The sequence below is a fragment of the Nostoc sp. S13 genome, assembly GCF_029379315.1.
Classification (GTDB): domain Bacteria; phylum Cyanobacteriota; class Cyanobacteriia; order Cyanobacteriales; family Nostocaceae; genus Nostoc.
The window spans coordinates 15,240-33,425 of record NZ_JAQYWQ010000025.1 but is presented as its reverse complement, the minus strand read 5'-3'; the positions used below and the strand labels follow the sequence as shown (position 1 = coordinate 33,425).

The following is an 18,186-nucleotide window of genomic DNA, read 5'->3' as shown; positions in this document are numbered from 1 at the left end:
AACTCAATAACTCAGCACTTAGGACTGATGCAGAACAGGCAAGAAAAAATTTCGCAAGTGGTAGTGACTGCTGGGCAGATGCACGATATTGAAGAACGGATCTTTGCGGCAGGAATGCCTGTAGTAGCTTTGATGGAAAAGGTTGCGGGATTAATTGCCCGTCGCATTCAAGAGATCCCCCCAACCCCCCTTAAAAAGTGGGGCTATATTCCTTCAAACACTCCCTTTTTAAGGGGGTCGCCACAGGCGGGGGGATCTCGTGTTGGAATTCTTGTTGGCCCCGGCCATAATGGCGGGGATGCTTTAGTAGTAGCCCGTGAATTACACTTTCGTGGGTATGAGATTTGGATTTATTCTCCTTTTTCTAAGCTTAAGGAATTAACTTCGCAGCACTTGCAATATGCTCAGAATTTGGGCATTCCAATTTATCAAACAATTGAGCAACTGCCAAATTCTGATTTGTTGATTGATGGCTTGTTTGGGTATGGTTTAGAAAGAAATCTCACTGATCCCATCGCTTCTGCAATTAATCAGCTAAATGAATTGTCTGTACCGATTTATAGCATCGATTTACCTTCAGGTTTACACACCGACACAGGCGAAGTATTAGGAACTGCAATTCGCGCCACTCACACTTTTTGCTTGGGTATATGGAAACTAGCTTTCTTACAAGATCAGGCGCTGGAATATCTCGGCAAAGCTGAGTTAATCGATTTTGATATTCCTTTAGCTGATGTAGAAGCTGTTCTAAAAGATACACCCAGAATTAAACGTATTACACCAGCAACGGCACTTGCGACTCTACCTCTACCCCGTCCAGCTGTTACCCACAAATATAAGCAAGGACATTTACTGTTGATTTGCGGTTCGCGGCGCTATGCAGGTGGAGCAATTTTAACTGGTTTGGGTGCGAGGGCAAGTGGTGTGGGGATGCTTTCGATCGCAGTACCCGAATCTCTAAAACCCCTTTTGGTGTCGCATTTGCCAGAAGCGCTAATTGTCGGTTGTCGAGAGACAGAAACCGGAGCCATCGCCCAATTGCAATTACCAGAAAAAACCGATCTGAGTTCCTTTAATGCGATCGCTTGTGGCCCGGGTTTAACCCAAGATGCCACTCCCATTGTCCAAGAAGTGATCAACAGCAATCGCCCTTTGCTTCTCGATGCCGATGGTTTGAATATCTTGGCACAAATGGGAGCGATCGCCACATTAAAAAAACGTCAAGGAGTAACCGTACTCACACCCCACGCTGGGGAATTTGAGCGATTGTTTCCTGATGTCGCCGATGCCAAACATGACAGAGTAAAAGCAGTACGGCAAGCGGCGGCGCAAGGTGGGGTGGTAGTGTTGTTGAAAGGCGCGAGAACTCCGATCGCAAACCCTGAAGGTGCCGTTTGGATTGTTCCTGAAAGTACACCTGCCTTAGCGCGTGGCGGTAGCGGCGACGTGTTAACTGGGCTACTAGGTGGATTGTTAGCGCAAGCAGCAACTAAACAGATTCCCATAGAAGATATTGTGGCAACTGCCGCTTGGTGGCATTCACAAGCCGGTATTTTAGCAGCCCAAGAGCGTACCGAATTGGGTCTAGATGCGTTTACATTGACACAATATTTAATTAAAGTTCTAAGTAATTAAACGGCTTTTAACTATGACTCTAAATATCCAGATCCAAAAAGAAAAATTACAGGCAAGTACTAGTTTAAAGATAAATCAAGAAACAGAAAACGAGAAAGTTCTATGTTCTCATTGTCAGCGCACCGTTACTAACGGTATCAAATGTAAAGGGATTTGTGTGGCTGACAATGACTATTAAGGTATGAATTTTATCGAGGAAGGCAGTTCGAGCTTACAGAAAACTGCCTTCTGTCTCTTGCCGCAATGCCTGAGGAATTTGTATCAGCCATTGACTAAATACCAACGCTGTAGCGCCAACCGTTGAATTTCGCGCCAGGGAATATTATGTTTTCGAGCTAACTCTGCACAATCTTCATATTCTGGCTGCACATTAGCAATAACTTTTTGTGGTGATTGTCCCTTCCATGCTAGTTTGACACGCACTTTGCCATATTCAATTTCCACTTGTTGAATTTCCCGTTGTAAAATGGCGCGTTGCTGAGTTGTTCGCCGAATGCCCAAAGTAGTGGTTTCACTAAATAAAACCGCTTCACAACTGAGTAAATTTTCTGGATGACAAATCACAGTCAGCAAAATCCCTGGACGGGACTTTTTCATGCCGATCGCCTGGGTAAAAACATCCACCGCACCAGCCGCAAACAACGCCTCAAACACATAGCCGATCGCTTGCGGATTTAAATCATCAATTTGGGTTTCTAGTACTGATATCGTTTCTAAATTTGCGGTAGTATTTTCAGAATCGCTCAAATTTTCTAAATTTACGATAGTGTCTTCAGAATTACTAAAATTGGACTGTAAACTTACGCTTTCACCCAGCCAGAGGCGTAGAATATTGGGAATGGGTAAATTTATGGTTCCTGCTCCCAGTCCTACCTGCTTGATAGTGATCGCAGGTGGTGAACCAAAATCTCTTGCCAAAGTAGTGGCGATCGCGGCTCCTGTTGGTGTCACTAGTTCTCTGTCAATGCCATTGCTATAAACTGGACAACCCCGCATTTCCCACAGCTTTAATACCGCTGGTACTGGTACTGCCATCTGACCATGTGCAGCCCGAACAGTGCCGCCACCAGTCGGGAACGCCGAGCAATAAAGTAAGGGCCATCCTTCTTCATTGCTCTCAATCCCCAACCAATCTAATCCCAGGCAAGTACCCACAATATCTACGATCGCATCTACAGCACCCACCTCATGAAAATGAACTTTTTCAGGGGCGATGCCATGTACCGCCCCTTCTGCTACTGCTAGCTGTTGGAATACCGCCAAACTCCAAGCTTCTGCCCATGCTGGCAACCCTGCTTTGATAATCATTTCCTCTATTTCTGGCAAGTGGCGTGTGTGATGGTGACTGTGTTCGCGATCGTGGTGGTGATGATCGTCTACTAAATCCACATGGACTTTAGTCGCGTGCTGACCATTGCGTTGGACAAGTTCTGTCCTTAACTGATATTCCTGTTCAATTCCCAACCCATTGAGTTTTTCAATTAAATACTCCACAGGAACACCCAAACTTACCAAAGCACCCAGGCACATATCACCAGAAATCCCTGTCGGACATTGAAGATAAGCAATTTTATTCATAATAAATTAATCATTAGTCATTAGTTATTCTCCCTTATTCCCAATCCCCTGTTCCTCTATGGCAAAAATTTTCCCAGTTCATCCGGATAATCCTCAAATTCGCCGAATAGAGGAAATAAAGTCGGCGCTTTCTAGTGGCGCAGTCATGCTTTACCCTACTGATACAGTCTATGCGATCGGTTGTGATTTGAATGCCAAGTCGGCGGTAGAACGAGTGCGGCAAATTAAACAGCTAGCAAATGATAAACCACTGACATTTTTATGTCCCTCGCTTTCAAATGTGGCAACTTATGCCTTCGTAAGTGACACAGCCTATCGAATTATGAAACGCCTGATTCCAGGGCCGTACACGTTTTTGCTCCCAGCGACTAAGTTAGTACCGCGATTGGTGCAAAGCCCCAAGCGGAAAACTACTGGAATCAGAGTCCCAAACCATACTGTGTGTTTGGAGTTACTGGCAGCGTTGGGCAATCCGATTATTTCAACTTCAGCACATCTGCCACCAGATGAAGCAGATAATGGCATGATTCGGATAGAGAAAGAAACTGTTCAGTCGCGGGTAGAGCTATTTGACCGTTTGGACAAGTTGGTAGACATAATTATAGACACTGGCGAGGAACCTACATATGAAGTGTCTACCATCTTGGATATGACCGGAGACGAAGCAGTAATGATACGGAGGGGTTTAGGTTGGGAAGCAGCAGCAGCATGGGTATAAAAATTCCACTTCACAGGCGCACCTCTTTGTTTCGGAAATTGTGATAAAAACGACTCCAGTTTTGAAATTGTCATATTTGATGCGATGTCTACGACGGGCTGTTCGGTGATGCAGTGGATATAACAAGATGGTGGCAACAGTTGGCACAGCAAGGTATTTGACAACTTTAAGAAAATGGCGAGTACTCGTGTGTCAGCGTCAATGTGGTGGCTTGTGAAAAAAACCGACACATTGCCATAACTATAACTCTTTCGTATTTCCTACAGTTTTATATATGAGCTTTAGATGTGAGCATTACATACGGCAAGTTTTGATGGATGAATGCCCAAAGATTCACAAGCCTTGCATGGTCTTGATTGCTGTGTCTGCGTTGTAATTACGGTGCAATACTACTACCTGGAAAAGTCATGAAAGCTAACGTCGTCAATCTACCGAACTCTAGACCCATTTTTGAGAACCATCTTTCGACCGAAGAATTTTCAGACAGCAGTAGCGAAACCTTGATTGAATTGCTATGTGAGGAAATGCAAGGGCAAGTTAAAGCAGCACCCAAGTGCGTAGAAGCTTTAGCAAAGCGCATAGCCATAGAAGTAGAACGCATTTGCGATAAAAGCTCCCGTATTCAAACATCTGGGGAAATCAAATCCTGGCAGATGACGTTGGGAAGGCATCGGATGCAAAAGTGCTTACGTTACTACCAACTAGGTTCTAAACAAGGGCGGGTGGAATTACATAGCAATTTGGGTGCTATGGTTTACCGTCATGTAACTACATCTGGCTCTGAGTTAGGCTTTGATGCTCGTTACAGCCTAATTGAAGATTTTTTACAAGCATTTTATATTGAAGCGATCAAAGCTTTCCGCAGAGAAAACGAACTACCAGATAATCACACGCCGCGTACTCAGCTGCAATTAGCTGAATATATGTCTTTTACAGAGCAGTACGCCAAACGCCGGATCAATTTACCTGGTGGTGCAAATCAGCAATTGATTATCTTGCGGGCCCAAGGTTTTGCTCGTCGTCAGCCCCAAGAAACTACCGTGGATATTGAAATGGCGGTGGAGTCTGCTAAGGGTGAAGAAGCAGAATCTTACCAGCGTAACTCGGCAGTGCAACAGCTGCGATCGCAGATGATTGCCCAAACTAATTTCGATCCATCAGAAGAATCAGAACGCGATCGCGTCATCACTGAATTGATGAAATATCTGGAGTCTCAAGGCCAATCTGACTGTATGAACTACCTCAGCTTGAAACTTCAAGACCTCTCAGCCCCAGAAATTGACCAAATTCTCGGTTTAACCAGCCGTCAGCGCGACTATCTCCAACAACGGTTTAAATACCACGTTGAAAAGTTTGCCAAACAACACCACTGGCAATTGGTACATCAATGGTTAGGTGCGGGTTTAGAGCAAAAGTTGGGTTTATCTTCCCCGCAGTGGGAAATCTTTGTGAATCAACTCACAGAACAGCAACAGCAACTATTACAGTTAAAAACTGCACGGGAAAATGACGCTGCGATCGCCAAAGCGATCAAATGCACCCCCAAACAGTTACAAAAGCGCTGGACTCAACTTTTAGAAATAGCATGGGCTATCCGCAACGGTCATACTGAAGCTCAGACAGGTTGAAGTCAAGGCGAAATCACTAAAATTTATCCAAGCTCAATTCCAGCTATTAGAAAGGTTAAGGGGTAAAGAGAAAAGGAAAATTCCATTCCTTTCATACTTGCCTAAATTAGTAACTCGTTTTTTATCCAAATTATTAATACATTTGTATTTATTTAGTACAAAAATACTAAAATCTTCGGATTTTTTACCTATTAATCCAACCTTGTTTAGTCAAAATCAAAAATTCATATTAAGTAACTAACCATTTGTTACTGCTTCTGTGAAATCCTATAATAAGCAGGACTTTTGGCAGAGGGATTGAGGATGGCTCTGACTCAAGGCGGACGGGCAAATAAGTCTGGGAATATTTTAGAAGGAAATGTAGAAGCAATCTTGAATGGGCATAATTATTTCCAAGTAGGGAACTATGTCCCAAAAGAATTTATTCTAAATGCTACTTTATTACCAAAACGTTATGGAAAAGAAATTTATATTGGAACTGGAATTTATCATACCGATCTGAAGGTTGATTTTTATGTTGTTGGCTCACCTATAATGCCATCTGGTTTAATTTTCGAGTGCAAATGGCAAGAAAGTCCCGGTTCGGTTGATGAAAAGTTCCCTTACTTGAATATGAACATTCAGCACTATTACCCTACACCAACTATCGTGATTTTAGGCGGTGAAGGTATGCGAGAAGGCGCAAGTAAATGGCTAAAATCAAGAGTTAATGATAACCATAATTTATTAGCAGTTTATAGCTTAGACAGGTTCATTGCTTGGGCAAATAAAAATCTTTAAAAGATGTAATTAATAGTTCGTTAATCATGCCTCTATTTTTTATATTTGAGTTAATTGAACGCGCTGCTTTGATTTTGTAAGTTTCAAAATTGATATCAGTATAAATTTTTTTAATAAATTCACTATCAGAATTACAGACCATAACTTTGACACCACGACTTGCTAACTCTGCACAAGTATCTCTTAAAAGTTCTTGGTGTTTTTTACTAAAACAATTTTGACTATAAGCAGTAAAATAGCTAGTGCCACTGATAGGATGGTAGGGCGGATCAAAAAATACAAAGTCATCACTGCTAGTCGCATGATTTAGGACTTCTGTAAAATCTGCTTGTTGAATTTCTACGTGAGAAAGTGCTACCGAGGCTACTCGCAGTAAGTTTTCATGACAAATATTAGGATTTTCATATCTGCCTAAAGGTACATTAAATTTACCCTGTGAGTTGACTCGATAAAGACCATTAAAACAAGTTTTATTAAGATAAATTAGACGAGCAGCTTTTTCTAAATCAGTACCCCCAAAGTCATTTCTAACACTATAATAATATTCTTTATTATGTCGGATTTTATGCTCTTTTAATATAGAAATTAATTCCTCAACATCATCTCTAACACAACAATAAGTGTTAATTAATTCGGCATTAATATCAGTTAAAATTGCTGCATTTGGTTGGAGATAGAAAAAAACAGCACCACCACCTAAGAATGGTTCATAGTAATTTTTATAACTCTTAGGAAAATAAGGAATATATTGCTGTATCAACCTACTTTTACCCCCTGCCCACTTCAAAAATGGACGCGGGCTATTTTCCTTGGGGATTTGAATTACCATTTACTTCCGATTTAACTGAAAATAATCGTGACTAAATAAAGCCAATATAACCGACGAGCCATATTTTATATTAACTGGCTAATTTTCCAGCTGCATAGATTACAATTGAGTAGATAAAGCAGATCAAAACAAACGTAAGTATATAACAAGGCAGTTTACATTCAGATGTTTGACGGATTTTGGGATAACGTCTTTCGCTACCCCCGGTACTTAATTAGTATCGTCTTAGGACTGTTTCTGAACACCTTTGCGCCATTAGTGCCACTGTTGAAGCGCCCAGTCACCTTGATCGCTATCTTGGGTTTATTTGTGAGCAGCCTAGTCTTCCTGACTCTCACCCTACGGGCAATGTTGGGCTTGAGTACAATCTAGACTAGCGCTATATCGGGGCTATGCCCCACAGACGGTTGCTCTTGGCGTTGCTCCCGCTAAGTACTGTCTACCCAACTTGCATCTATTTTTGTCGTACAACCTCTGTGATGAGGCGAAATTTTTATGGCTACAAATCGTCGGGTTTCCCGCGTTTCTGAACTGATTAAACGGGAAGTTAGCCAAATGCTGCTCAACGGCATTAAGGATGACCGTGTGGGTACAGGAATGGTCAGTGTTACTGATGTTGATGTTTCTGGCGATCTCCAACACGCCAAAATCTACGTCAGTATCTATGGTACAGATGAAGCTAAGGTAGAAACAATGGCAGGTTTAAAGTCGGCCACGGGTTACGTCCGCAGCGAACTTGGGGCGCGGATACGGCTACGTCGAACACCAGAGGTCATTTTTCTCGAAGATCGCTCTATAGAACGCGGTAATAAGGTATTAGCACTACTAGACCAACTTAACCATCAGCGTCCGCCAGAAAATCTGGTATCAGTAGAAGACAGCACTGAGCAAAATGATCAGGAATTCTCCGAATAAGTAACTAAAACAACAATGTAACTTCAGAACAATTAATCTCAGCAAATCCGCCAAACAGTTTACAGACGTGACGAGATCACGTCTGTTTTAATGTAACCATAATCTAATTCAGGGATTCAGTAGTTGCATATATACGCTTTCTGTTTGTCTTGACTTTCGTCTCTACTCTAGTATTCTCCCTTTCCCTCTGCTTCCCCTGCTCCCATAGCGATCGCATATTTTTTTATTTGCAAGTCCTTTACTCCTCCCTCTTACTGATGTTTATCTAAGGAAAACTGTTTAATATGAGTGCTGAAATTAACCTAAGTAATTACGGATTTGCTTAAGAAAATCTTAACAGATACTAGTGTAAAAGCTTTCATCGTATATTTTAGTCGTTATGTTTTGCAATAGTTTATACCCCAGTGTCTGACAAATATTCTTGTGTTGTTTATCCTTAGATAAATACCAGCAGTTCTAGATCCGATTTTAAGGTGATTATTTGATATGTAAGCGATACCTGCGGCGGGCTGTGACGCTCCTCCGTCGCTCTAAGGGAAGCTATGCTGTTGGCGTTCGCGAAGCGTGTCGTAGACAAGCCTCTCGAACGCGAGTGCGTCTCCCTTTGGGAGAAGAGAAGGCTTTACGCGACGCTATCGGTGACGCGCCCTCAACTCTTCCCAACCGCTAAATCTTGCCTAAACACAGTAATGGCAAGACTTTCAAACTTATGGCATCAAAGTCATACAGTTGCATAAGCATGTTAAGTTAACTACTTGGAATTTTTTTTGTAAAGCGGATTCTGCCGATATGTCAGTATTTGTTGACTTTCTTAACATTTCTTGAGATAATTTCAGGAGATGTAGCGTCAAAATAAAAATAGTTCCGTATAGCAAACTACAAAATGCTAGCCACAAGTCTAATTTCTGTCATGTTTGTTCCTAATTATTAACGGGAATACTATCGTAAGTGTTAATTTGTGAGTAAAAACCATGAGTGTGAATACGGTGCCTTCTATCAATTACTACTCTCTAGATGTGATTCAAGACGAAGCACGCCGACTGGTGCAAAAGGGAATGATTAGCAGACAACAGCCAATATATACCCTCTGCCAATACATTCCAGCGAGAGAGTGGGTTTGCGTTGAATGTGAATTAGAGAAATGTGACTTTTTATTACGCGATCGCATTGGCGACCTAATTGGTCGTGAACAGTGGGACAACGACTAATCAATGTTTGATTTCGGATTTGGGATTGGGAGTTTATTTTTGATGTGTGGATGTCACAATCAACGATTTGCCGCCCAATCAGGGGAATAATCTCTGGTTTTTGATGAGCATTGCCCCATACAGAATCTTGCGTTTTTCATTATACAGAAGTATTGGAGTTTGAATTTATACAACTTTTCAAGTGAAAGAAGGCATCAGAAGCATTTATTCTGTATATCTGGTGCTACAGCTTGAATCTAGTATGTAGATTCTATGAGGTTCCTACATTTACCCGATAGGTAAGTGTAGGAACTTTGCTTTTGACTTGCAATTCATTAGATCACAAGCTATAGTCTGCTTGGTGTTCAAAGCCAAAATCCGTCTTGAAAAGTTTGCAAAGTTGGGCTAATCGACACCAGTTGCTACAAACCAGGAAACCTCCGCAAGCAACTGGCTCAACTTTCGCAAAATCGCAAATTTGGATCGTATTTTTTCGGAAAAAATCTCGAAAAGCATAGAAAAATCATGTGAACTATTATCCTACTTGCTCCAAATACTGATTAATGTCTTCAATGATGCGGGTAAGTTCAGCTTCAGTAGTCAAGCGGATGTTGACGTTGCGGACAGTCAGCAAAACTTTGGCTGCGAAGGGCGTCGGCCAGATATTAGGATTACAGAAAATTTCTAAAAATACTTCACCTGTATAACGATACTCTAGGGGAGGTTGGGGAATGACTTTACCGCCGCCAGGAGTAGGTTTAGCGGCGACAGCCTTCAAGCGCTCCATGAGTTGATCCGTCGCTGTCTTTAATTCTCGTGCTGCTTGGGGTGAAAAACTGAAAGACACAGAACCTTCAATTAGATTCAACCTTAAAGGAATTGAAGACATATGTTTTTTATTAAAACTTCTTCATAAGTACTAATATTACCGGAAGGAGGGGTCTGAATCCCACTCTGAGAGTTTGCCGCGTCTTCTTTAAAGACCACTAAGTAGGTAAACACAAATAAATCTAACTATATGAGAAAATGTAAATTGTCCAAAACCCTTGCGATTGCTTCACTTCCCTTTGCTACCTTCGCAATTACATAGTAATAAATTTCTTTGCCCACCTACTTAGAGATGATTTATAAAGTAAACCTTAAATTGTAGGGTGCGTTAAGCGTTGCTATAACGCACCGAGAAACATGGTGCGTTACGGCTACTTCTCACTCTCTCGAACTCCCAAATTCTTGCATAGCCGTAACACACCCTACTTAATATTTACTTTATAAATAGCCTCTTAGTACTCTGGCAAGGCAACTTTGTGAGGTTCGTAGTCAGCGCCTGGGCGCTCAAGCCAAGGATTAAAACCATTGAAATTCAGCGAGAAATTGCTCAATACGAACCCCACAAAACAAATGATCCCAATTTGAAACAGACCACTGATGGCATTTATAGTATTTTTAATACAATCTGTTCTGGACTAAATGGACGTATGAATAACAAAATTAATTAAAATATTCCTGGAATTAATGCTAAAAATACGCTGTTATCTGTAAAGCCATTACTAATGCCTATCTAGCTTGTAGCTACTATTAGTTAAAAAGAATCTCAATAAATTAGGATAAAACATAGAGACTATAGAGAGACTTAACTCTTACTGCGTAAGACTTTGATACACTTTATTTGTGTTTATTTGTATTTTGAGTTCTACATTAGAAGTCGTAGAACTTGATGTGATAAATTATCCATGACTTACGATAACCGCGCCGAAGTGCGAAAGGTTTTAACTATTACTCTACTGCTCAACCTGTTTGTACTAGGATTGAAAGCACTTGTGGGCTACTGGACAGGTTCTTTGAGTTTGCTAGCTGATGCCTTGCATAGTGTCACAGATAGCGCCAACAACGTTTTAGGATTAATTGCGAGTAAATTTTCTTCTCCACAACCCGATCGCGAGCATCCCTACGGACACCACAAATTTGAAGCAGTAGGAGCTTTAGGAATTGCCTCATTTTTAGGAATAGCCTGTTTTGAAATTCTGCAAGGAGCAATCGAGCGAATTCTCAAAGGTGGTGATGAACCTATAAAAATATCGCCACCTGAGTTGTGGTTATTACTAATTGTGCTGGGCGTGAATATTTTTGTGGCGTTTTACGAACGTGCTGTGGGTAGGCGGGTAGGTAGCTCAATTCTCATTGCTGACGCTACACATACAATGAGCGATATTTGGGTGACAATCTCTGTAATTAGCGGCTTGGTAGGAGTTTGGCTAGGTTATCAATGGATGGATTTGGTGTTAGCTTTTCCTGTGGCTTTGTTGGTATTTTGGAGTGGTTGGTCAGTTTTAAAAGAGAATTTGCCTTGGCTTGTGGATCAAATAGCGATCGCACCAGAAGTAATTCATGCGATCGCTACTTCTGTTCCAGGGGTAATTAACTGTCATGATATTGCTTCTCGCGGTGTTCTTGGTCGCCAAGTGTTCATTGAAATGCATTTAATAGTAGATGCACCAGACGTAGAAACCGCCCACAATATCACCGAAGAAGTAGAAAGCCGATTAGAAGAAAGGTTCCGTCCAGTCAGGATTTTAATTCACGTCGAGCCACCAGCATATAAGTCTGAGCAAATTAGCTTTGAAACTGGAGCAAAATAATCTCATCAATTCTAAATTAGGCCCTGTTCTGATGCTCGGAAACCTTATACCCGTAGGATATTACGAATTACCAATTTTTTTAACAAGAAAGAATAAAGATGCCGTCGCCAGAATTTTCTAATTAAATTTTGGGCGATGGCTCGACTGAGCGCTCAGTCGAGCCGTGGTATCGGGGTTAATTTTCACAGTAACGGATATCTATTGGAAAGTGATGCTTTTGCGTGGCTAACAGATCGCCGGAAGCAGCCGCTCCGACTTTCCGCTAAATCCCGCTAAATCCACTACTGGTTGCACTGTGAATTCTGAATTCTCTTTTAATACCCTTGGAGGAGCTACTATATTTTACGGGCTATAACGTACATATTGACAGTTGTGTAATCTTCAAGTCCAGGAACTTTATTCAGAAGCCGAAGCAATGGCATCAATTTGGAAGCTCCTTGAACAGCATTTACGGTCTCGCTAACAATTGCAAATCCGGCCTGATCAAAGGCTTGCAGGAACTCGCGGCGCGTGAGTTTATTGAGTCCAAGCTCATAGACCGAATGGCACTCGACTCCGGAATGGGACTCGACTGCCTCATGATACTTATTGTAAGCTGCGACAACACGTGCATCACCAAGAATCAGATGCGCCCACGGTAGCTTGATGGGCTGTCCGATTGCGTGAAATCCATGATCGCCATAAGGGCTGTAGTAGAGTGGACTAAAACCAGTTATCAGCAAACCCCCTTCTCGTAGAAGCCTTTTGATTGAAACAAGAATTCTATCTATACCCATTATGTGTTCAAAAGTGTCTTTGGAAATTATGACATCAACCTTGCCGTCAAGGGTCGTCATGTTGTCAATGTCTAACTGATGAAACTCTATTTTGTTAGCGATATCTGGGAAGCGTTCTGCTACGATACGGCGTGCAAATGTTATGCGATCGCTAATCAGGTCAAGGCCAATCACCTGCTGCGCTCCCGAAATGGCTGCATCAATAGATAGGGCACCATGTCCACAGCCAATCTCAAGGACGACTTTGCCGGAGAAGTCGGGACGACCGCCGAAGCGCCGCCAGTACTTTTGCGAATCGATGATTTGTTCCTCAAAGTATTTAAGGGAAAGGGACTCATCTTCTACAGCAAAATTATCTTCATCAAATTTGTAGTTTACAGAGGGATGTGTAAAAGCTTGCTTATTCATGTAAATTCAATCCTTAGAAGGGTGATAAGTAAAAAGCTGAAATGACATATTTACGTTCCAAACCTTCGCCAAAAAGAGTAGTTAATCTAACTTTTGCCGAAACAACCCAAGACAAGCAGATAATGCAGAATACTTCTCGGTTAAGCATTTTTAACTCGGAATCGGTTTTGCGGTAAAGGTTAAGGGTTAAAGGTTTTTCTTTCCCATTTCCCTTTCCCTTAACCGAAAAGTATTGAGGGTAGCAGAACTATCGAGATAATAACTCTCTTTTGAGTCTTGATCAATAAGAAATTATTAGACATATCCCAAAACCAGTCTACAAACCTTGTGCAGCTTGGGCTGATACCTAATTTCTGGAGATGTCTATTGTATGTAGACTAGTATTAACTCTTATAAGAAGCAATCAAATTAGCGACGATCGCAACTAGTTCTCCGGGATCAACTGGTTTTGCCACATGAGTCTGAAAGCCTGCTTCCAGGGCACGGCTACGATACTCGCTATCGCCATAGGCAGTTAAGGCGATAGCCGGGAGTTTTCCCCAAATATCAGGCTTCAACGCCCGAATCTTGCGGATGAGGCTGTAGCCATCTTCACCAGGCATAGCAATATCACAAATCAAGACATCTGGTTGCAACTCAGGTAATACTTTCAATGCTACCGCCGCCGATACAACTGCCATAACCGTGGCTCCATCAGCTTCCAGCACGGTAGTAATGTAAAAACGGCTATCGTCATCATCATCAACTACGAGAATGTTTAAGCCAGCAAGGGGAAGAGCAGGTTCCATAACATCTCCATTAACGTTGATCAAATGAAAGTTCTTTCTAATAGACTTATCCGGAAATGAGAACTTTATTTGGCTGAAACCTAGCTCTGGAGAGGGTTTTAGAGGTTCCTGTTTTATATAAGCTAAAAAGCCAGCTATGTAAGGGTTTCAGCTATTTTGAGGTTTATTTGTGGATAAGTCTAATGATCTGCTTATTTTTTCTCTCTAACCACACCATTGGTAATTTTACTGCGATCGCGCCTATTTTCCTAGACAATAACTCAATTTCTCCAGCCACCATCTAATTCAAGGTTAATTATTTTGCTCACTAATCGCATTTATTTGCTTAGAGTTAATGCGTTCTGAAAACTTAATTTTTAATTGGTATGAATTGCAAAAGAATCTATGTTAATAGGAAGATAAACATCATTCTCATTGCGAAGATTAGCACCAAAGAATGCTCCTGCTACAATTTGTGGCATTCTTGCTCTTAATAAACCAAAAGTCAAAAAACAGGCAATGCCGAGGCTTAAAACGAGCCAGGTCGGCATTGCCATTTTAAAATACAGCAGGAGCGGAGCTTGGGATTGCTCCGCCGAGGCGTCAGAATGGGCTACACCCCGCTCCGCTAACAGGAGTAAAATAGGCTTTCTTTATACCTGGCTCTTGAGTTGAAAAGGTATACCTAATTAAAAAAGCAAACTGCTGGATGTGAATCTAAACTACTACAAGGAATCTGAAGCATAACAAAGAGTGATGAGCTTTTAGTTAAGTAAACTCACTTTCAAAACTTGATTACTCCCATTCAATGGTTCCAGGCGGCTTAGAGGTGATGTCATAAACCACCCGATTTACCCCTTTCACCTCATTCACAATCCGAGTGGAAATCACTTCCAGGACATCGTAAGGCACTCTTGCCCAATCAGCAGTCATGCCATCTTCACTGGTAACAATCCGCAAAACAATGGGGTAAGCGTAAGTACGTTGATCCCCCATAACGCCAACAGTACGAATTGGCAGCAAGACAGCAAATGCTTGCCAGAAATCATGATACAGACCGCGTTGATTAATTTCTTGCCGTACAATCAAATCTGCATCGCGCAAAATGTTTAACCGCTCAGATGTGACTTCCCCCAGAATACGAATTGCCAAACCAGGCCCAGGAAAAGGTTGCCGTTGGACAATTTCTTCTGGTAAACCAATGGAACGCCCAACTTTGCGGACTTCATCTTTAAACAATTTCCGCAGTGGTTCCACCAATTTAAATCTTAGGTCTTTCGGCAAACCGCCAACATTGTGATGACTCTTAATTTTTACCGCTACCCGCTCACCAGTTTGGGGATCAACGTTGGTATCAGCAGATTCGATCACATCTGGATAAAGAGTCCCTTGAGCCAGATAGTCAAAGTGACCAAGGCGCTTGGATGTTTCCTCAAATACACTGATAAACTCGTGTCCAATGCGGCGGCGTTTTTCTTCAGGATCTGTGATATCGGCAACTCTAGCTAAAAAGCGATCGCGGGCATTAACATACTCTACAGGAATGTGAAACTGCTCTTGAAATAGTTTTACCAAGCGCTCTGGCTCATACTTTCGCATAAACCCTTGATCGATAAACACGCAAGTCAGTTGTTCACCAATCGCTTTATACAGCAAGAAGGCCAGGGTAGAAGAATCCACTCCACCAGACAGCGCCAATAGCACCCGCTTTTCACCAACTCTGGCGCGAATTTCCCGAATTGCATCTTCGACAAAAGCCGCTGTTGTCCAAGTGGGTTCACAATCGCAGATATGGTAGACAAAATTACGGATTAATGCTATACCGCCAATAGAATGTACCACCTCTGGATGGAACTGAACGCCATAAAGTTTCCTTTCGTGGTCAGCAATGGCAGCACAGGGGGTATTTTCTGTATGTGCCAGCAATTCAAACCCTGATGGCATTTGGGTAACTGAGTCTCCATGACTCATCCACATCGTAGTGCCATCTTCGACATTAGTGAGCAAATCTGTGGGATCATCAATATATAATGATGCTTTGCCGTATTCACCTCGGTCAGCCTTTGCCACTTCGCCACCGAGTTGGTTCACCATCAGCTGCATCCCATAGCAAACACCCAAGATGGGTATTCCCAAATTCCAGATTTCTGCGTCACAATGGGGAGCGTGATCACCATAAACCGAACTCGGCCCACCAGAGAGGATGATTCCCTTAGGATTGAGTTGGCGCAGATGTTCAGAAGTAGTACGATAGGACAAAACTTCTGAGTATACTTGAGTCTCGCGGATGCGACGGGCAATCAGCTCAGAATATTGAGAGCCAAAGTCCAAAATTACAATCAATTGACGATCAAGCCGCCCAAAATTTTCCAATATTTGGGGCGCTAGTTCTGTTGGTAGAGTCACCGCTGTATTCATGACGGGAGAGTTATATCTGTTAAGGATAAATAGATGCTTTGTGGTCTATGGTGATGCTATTATTCAGCCGGGGCAGGCTGATAATGGTATAGAGAGCCTTTACAAACGCAATTTTATGTGCATCTGTCTAGTCCCGGAGTCGGAGATGGTATTAGAACGATAAATTTACCCGAAAGTGGTTACTTAAGAGATTATTTATTTGGATTGTTTACGATTATTCATAATAAATTAACATAATTTTCCGGTTAACAGACCAGCAGTTTTACTCTTCACGATAATTTTGCGATCGCGATCAAAGAGAATAGAACCACAGACTGTCACTCCTGTGCCGCTTTCGCTATGGCTTTGGATGTATTCTTGAGAACGAACATCGATAGTTTCGGCGATCGCACTGTAAACTTGATTTACCCAATTACTACCAGTTGCAGCATCTAGGGATTTTAGGTATTTTAGTGCGGCTTCGGCGGTGGCACTATTAAACACAGCTTGGATATCTGGTGATTTTAAACCTGCGATCGCACAGTGCGCTGCCAAAATTTCCCGGCGTCCATCAGCCAAGTAGTGATGGGTGTGAAAAATCCCTCCAGCCAGTTTCATCAACTTACCGTGATAGCCAAATAATAAGATTTCTTTCACACCCAGCACATCAGCTTCTACTAACATTGGGCCGAGCCAGTTAGCAGTTTTTACCAATTGCTCAGGATTAATCCCTAGTTTACGCGCCAAATCTAGGCCATTCTCGCCGATACAGAATACTAAACTCTCAAAACGACTGGCTTTATTTTGTAATTGGGCCCGAAAAACTGCAAGCTGATCTGGTGTACTTAAGGGTTGAGAAATGCCGGTTGTGCCTAAAAGGGAAAGTCCTTCAACCACACCAAAAGCAGAATTTGAAGTGCGAACAGCAAGCGATCGCCCTTGGGGTAGAATAATCGTCACCGTGATTTTTTCTCCCGGTGCTAGCATCCGTTGCAAATTCTCTTGCAACAGCCTTTGAGCGTATGCATAAATAGCAGGTTTGTCGTCAGCATTCATTTGCCTACCAATCCCTTCCCCTCCTTTAATAATTACAGTCTCCCCCTCTTCCCTCCATTCCACCAATGCCCAAATCGGTGTATCTTTAGTCAAATCGAGATTATCACCAGGATCGCTGCGGGTGATTGCTAAAGCTGTATTCTCAGATAATCCTGCTACCTGTTCAATTGAGATTTCTACTATTTGGCTGGGTTCAATTAAATCTACAGACGCAAATTTTAGGGGTTTGCGATCGTGTAACCAATGTAAAGCAGCAACAGCAGCAGCGCACGCAAAGACGGGAAGTGTGTATCCAGAACGGGACATTTTGTAAATTTAAAAGTCAAAATAATGTTAGGCTGTGTCGCCGTCTGTGACTTGTGGCATTGACTCAATTAGTGCCCTTAGCACTTTATTGACCGATTCTGGTGTTGTAAAAACTTGAGCTACATCTTCATCTAGAACCACAACTTTTAGCAGTTGCTTTCTACTTTTCGCAGCGAAACGGTTGGGCTTCGCCTTTTTATAATCAAAGTGGTACTCAGCTAGAAGCTCGTCATCTGAATTGTATGACTCCTCAAAAGGCGTTTTGTTCATAATCTTCACGCTCCCTTCGAGTGGCTAAACGGGCACTGATAATGTGAATGACATTAGAACGTTCGGTGAAAGAAATTAATAGCAAGCGATTGTTTCGGGAGTGTCCAATAATAATCTCCCGCTTTTCACCCACTGAGTGAGCTTCATCATCAAAAATAACTGCCACTACATTATCAAAGACGGTCTTGGCTTCTTCAAAGCTGACACCATGCTTTGTTAGATTAGCTGTTGCTTTTGACTCATCCCACTCAAACTCCATGTCTAAATCATATCTGAGGTTCAAAATCCGCGTTGACGATT

At 42.1% G+C, this 18,186-nt stretch carries 19 protein-coding genes and 1 pseudogene; 10 read left to right on the top strand and 10 right to left on the bottom strand.

Going from position 1 to position 18,186, the window contains the following annotated elements; all coding sequences use genetic code 11:
* The first annotated feature begins 27 nt into the window (after positions 1-27).
* The gene (locus tag PUQ00_RS10905) at positions 28-1,635 is read left to right on the top strand and encodes an NAD(P)H-hydrate dehydratase (RefSeq protein ID WP_300415985.1); all 1,608 of its coding nucleotides are present in this window, start codon (positions 28-30) and stop codon (positions 1,633-1,635) included.
* 261 nt (positions 1,636-1,896) lie between these two features.
* On the opposite strand, the gene larC is transcribed toward PUQ00_RS10905, so the two are convergent.
* A complete protein-coding gene (gene larC, locus PUQ00_RS10900; protein WP_300415984.1) occupies positions 1,897-3,213 on the bottom strand; it encodes a nickel pincer cofactor biosynthesis protein LarC in 1,317 nt (438 codons plus the stop codon).
* A 58-nt stretch (positions 3,214-3,271) separates the two neighbouring features.
* On the opposite strand from larC, the gene PUQ00_RS10895 reads away from it, so the two are divergent.
* The 3 genes from PUQ00_RS10895 to PUQ00_RS10885 all read left to right on the top strand — a co-directional run bounded on the left by PUQ00_RS10895 (position 3,272) and on the right by PUQ00_RS10885 (position 6,339).
* Positions 3,272-3,931: an L-threonylcarbamoyladenylate synthase gene (locus PUQ00_RS10895; RefSeq protein WP_300415983.1), complete on the top strand. Its 660-nt coding sequence runs from the start codon at positions 3,272-3,274 to the stop codon at positions 3,929-3,931.
* 407 nt (positions 3,932-4,338) lie between these two features.
* Positions 4,339-5,559, top strand: a complete 1,221-nt coding sequence (locus tag PUQ00_RS10890; protein ID WP_300415982.1) for a HetZ-related protein — start codon at positions 4,339-4,341, stop codon at positions 5,557-5,559.
* Between the two features lie 303 nt (positions 5,560-5,862).
* Complete coding sequence (locus PUQ00_RS10885) at positions 5,863-6,339, top strand: PD-(D/E)XK nuclease superfamily protein (RefSeq protein ID WP_300415981.1); 477 nt, start codon at positions 5,863-5,865, stop codon at positions 6,337-6,339.
* On the opposite strand, the gene PUQ00_RS10880 is transcribed toward PUQ00_RS10885, so the two are convergent.
* The gene (locus tag PUQ00_RS10880; protein WP_300415980.1) at positions 6,311-7,168 is read right to left on the bottom strand and encodes a DNA adenine methylase; all 858 of its coding nucleotides are present in this window, start codon (positions 7,166-7,168) and stop codon (positions 6,311-6,313) included. The two genes, PUQ00_RS10885 and PUQ00_RS10880, sit on opposite strands and share 29 nt — an antisense overlap.
* A 165-nt stretch (positions 7,169-7,333) precedes the next feature.
* On the opposite strand from PUQ00_RS10880, the gene PUQ00_RS10875 reads away from it, so the two are divergent.
* The 4 genes from PUQ00_RS10875 (at position 7,334) to PUQ00_RS10860 (ending at position 9,291) form a co-directional block, all read left to right on the top strand.
* Complete coding sequence (locus tag PUQ00_RS10875) at positions 7,334-7,540, top strand: DUF751 family protein (protein WP_190731327.1); 207 nt, start codon at positions 7,334-7,336, stop codon at positions 7,538-7,540.
* Positions 7,541-7,663: 123 nt separating this feature from the next.
* A complete protein-coding gene (gene rbfA / locus PUQ00_RS10870; RefSeq protein ID WP_300415979.1) occupies positions 7,664-8,083 on the top strand; it encodes a 30S ribosome-binding factor RbfA in 420 nt (139 codons plus the stop codon).
* Between the two features lie 481 nt (positions 8,084-8,564).
* Positions 8,565-8,753 carry a hypothetical protein gene (locus tag PUQ00_RS10865; RefSeq protein WP_300415978.1) on the top strand — a complete coding sequence of 63 codons (189 nt, stop codon included), beginning with the start codon at positions 8,565-8,567 and terminating at the stop codon, positions 8,751-8,753.
* Positions 8,754-9,054: 301 nt separating this feature from the next.
* Positions 9,055-9,291 carry a DUF4327 family protein gene (locus PUQ00_RS10860; protein WP_069073690.1) on the top strand — a complete coding sequence of 79 codons (237 nt, stop codon included), beginning with the start codon at positions 9,055-9,057 and terminating at the stop codon, positions 9,289-9,291.
* A 514-nt stretch (positions 9,292-9,805) separates the two neighbouring features.
* Here the strand turns inward: PUQ00_RS10860 and PUQ00_RS10855 are convergent.
* Positions 9,806-10,159, bottom strand: a complete 354-nt coding sequence (locus PUQ00_RS10855) for a hypothetical protein (RefSeq protein ID WP_300415977.1) — start codon at positions 10,157-10,159, stop codon at positions 9,806-9,808.
* An 841-nt stretch (positions 10,160-11,000) separates the two neighbouring features.
* On the opposite strand from PUQ00_RS10855, the gene PUQ00_RS10850 reads away from it, so the two are divergent.
* Positions 11,001-11,906 (top strand): cation diffusion facilitator family transporter, encoded by a 906-nt coding sequence (locus PUQ00_RS10850; RefSeq protein ID WP_300415976.1) that lies wholly within the window; start codon positions 11,001-11,003, stop codon positions 11,904-11,906.
* Between the two features lie 335 nt (positions 11,907-12,241).
* On the opposite strand, the gene PUQ00_RS10845 is transcribed toward PUQ00_RS10850, so the two are convergent.
* The gene (locus PUQ00_RS10845) at positions 12,242-13,090 is read right to left on the bottom strand and encodes a class I SAM-dependent methyltransferase (protein ID WP_300415975.1); all 849 of its coding nucleotides are present in this window, start codon (positions 13,088-13,090) and stop codon (positions 12,242-12,244) included.
* A gap of 383 nt (positions 13,091-13,473) precedes the next feature.
* Positions 13,474-13,878: a response regulator gene (locus tag PUQ00_RS10840; protein ID WP_300415974.1), complete on the bottom strand. Its 405-nt coding sequence runs from the start codon at positions 13,876-13,878 to the stop codon at positions 13,474-13,476.
* A gap of 283 nt (positions 13,879-14,161) precedes the next feature.
* Between PUQ00_RS10840 and PUQ00_RS10835 the strand changes: the two are divergent.
* Positions 14,162-14,269 (top strand): annotated as a pseudogene (locus PUQ00_RS10835) (IS701 family transposase); the annotation flags it as partial.
* Here PUQ00_RS10835 and PUQ00_RS10830 read toward each other — a convergent pair.
* The 5 genes from PUQ00_RS10830 to PUQ00_RS10810 form a co-directional block, all read right to left on the bottom strand.
* Positions 14,235-14,408, bottom strand: a complete 174-nt coding sequence (locus tag PUQ00_RS10830; protein ID WP_300415973.1) for a hypothetical protein — start codon at positions 14,406-14,408, stop codon at positions 14,235-14,237. The pseudogene PUQ00_RS10835 and the gene PUQ00_RS10830 overlap by 35 nt on opposite strands.
* 244 nt (positions 14,409-14,652) lie before the next feature.
* Complete coding sequence (guaA, locus tag PUQ00_RS10825) at positions 14,653-16,275, bottom strand: glutamine-hydrolyzing GMP synthase (protein WP_300415972.1); 1,623 nt, start codon at positions 16,273-16,275, stop codon at positions 14,653-14,655.
* A 228-nt stretch (positions 16,276-16,503) separates the two neighbouring features.
* A complete protein-coding gene (gene cbiD / locus PUQ00_RS10820) occupies positions 16,504-17,616 on the bottom strand; it encodes a cobalt-precorrin-5B (C(1))-methyltransferase CbiD (RefSeq protein WP_300415971.1) in 1,113 nt (370 codons plus the stop codon).
* A gap of 27 nt (positions 17,617-17,643) precedes the next feature.
* Positions 17,644-17,886 carry a hypothetical protein gene (locus PUQ00_RS10815; protein WP_300415970.1) on the bottom strand — a complete coding sequence of 81 codons (243 nt, stop codon included), beginning with the start codon at positions 17,884-17,886 and terminating at the stop codon, positions 17,644-17,646.
* Positions 17,867-18,145, bottom strand: coding sequence for a BrnT family toxin (locus tag PUQ00_RS10810; protein ID WP_300416026.1), 279 nt, complete (start codon positions 18,143-18,145; stop codon positions 17,867-17,869). The genes PUQ00_RS10815 and PUQ00_RS10810 overlap by 20 nt, the downstream gene beginning before the upstream one ends.
* Positions 18,146-18,186 lie beyond the last annotated feature (41 nt).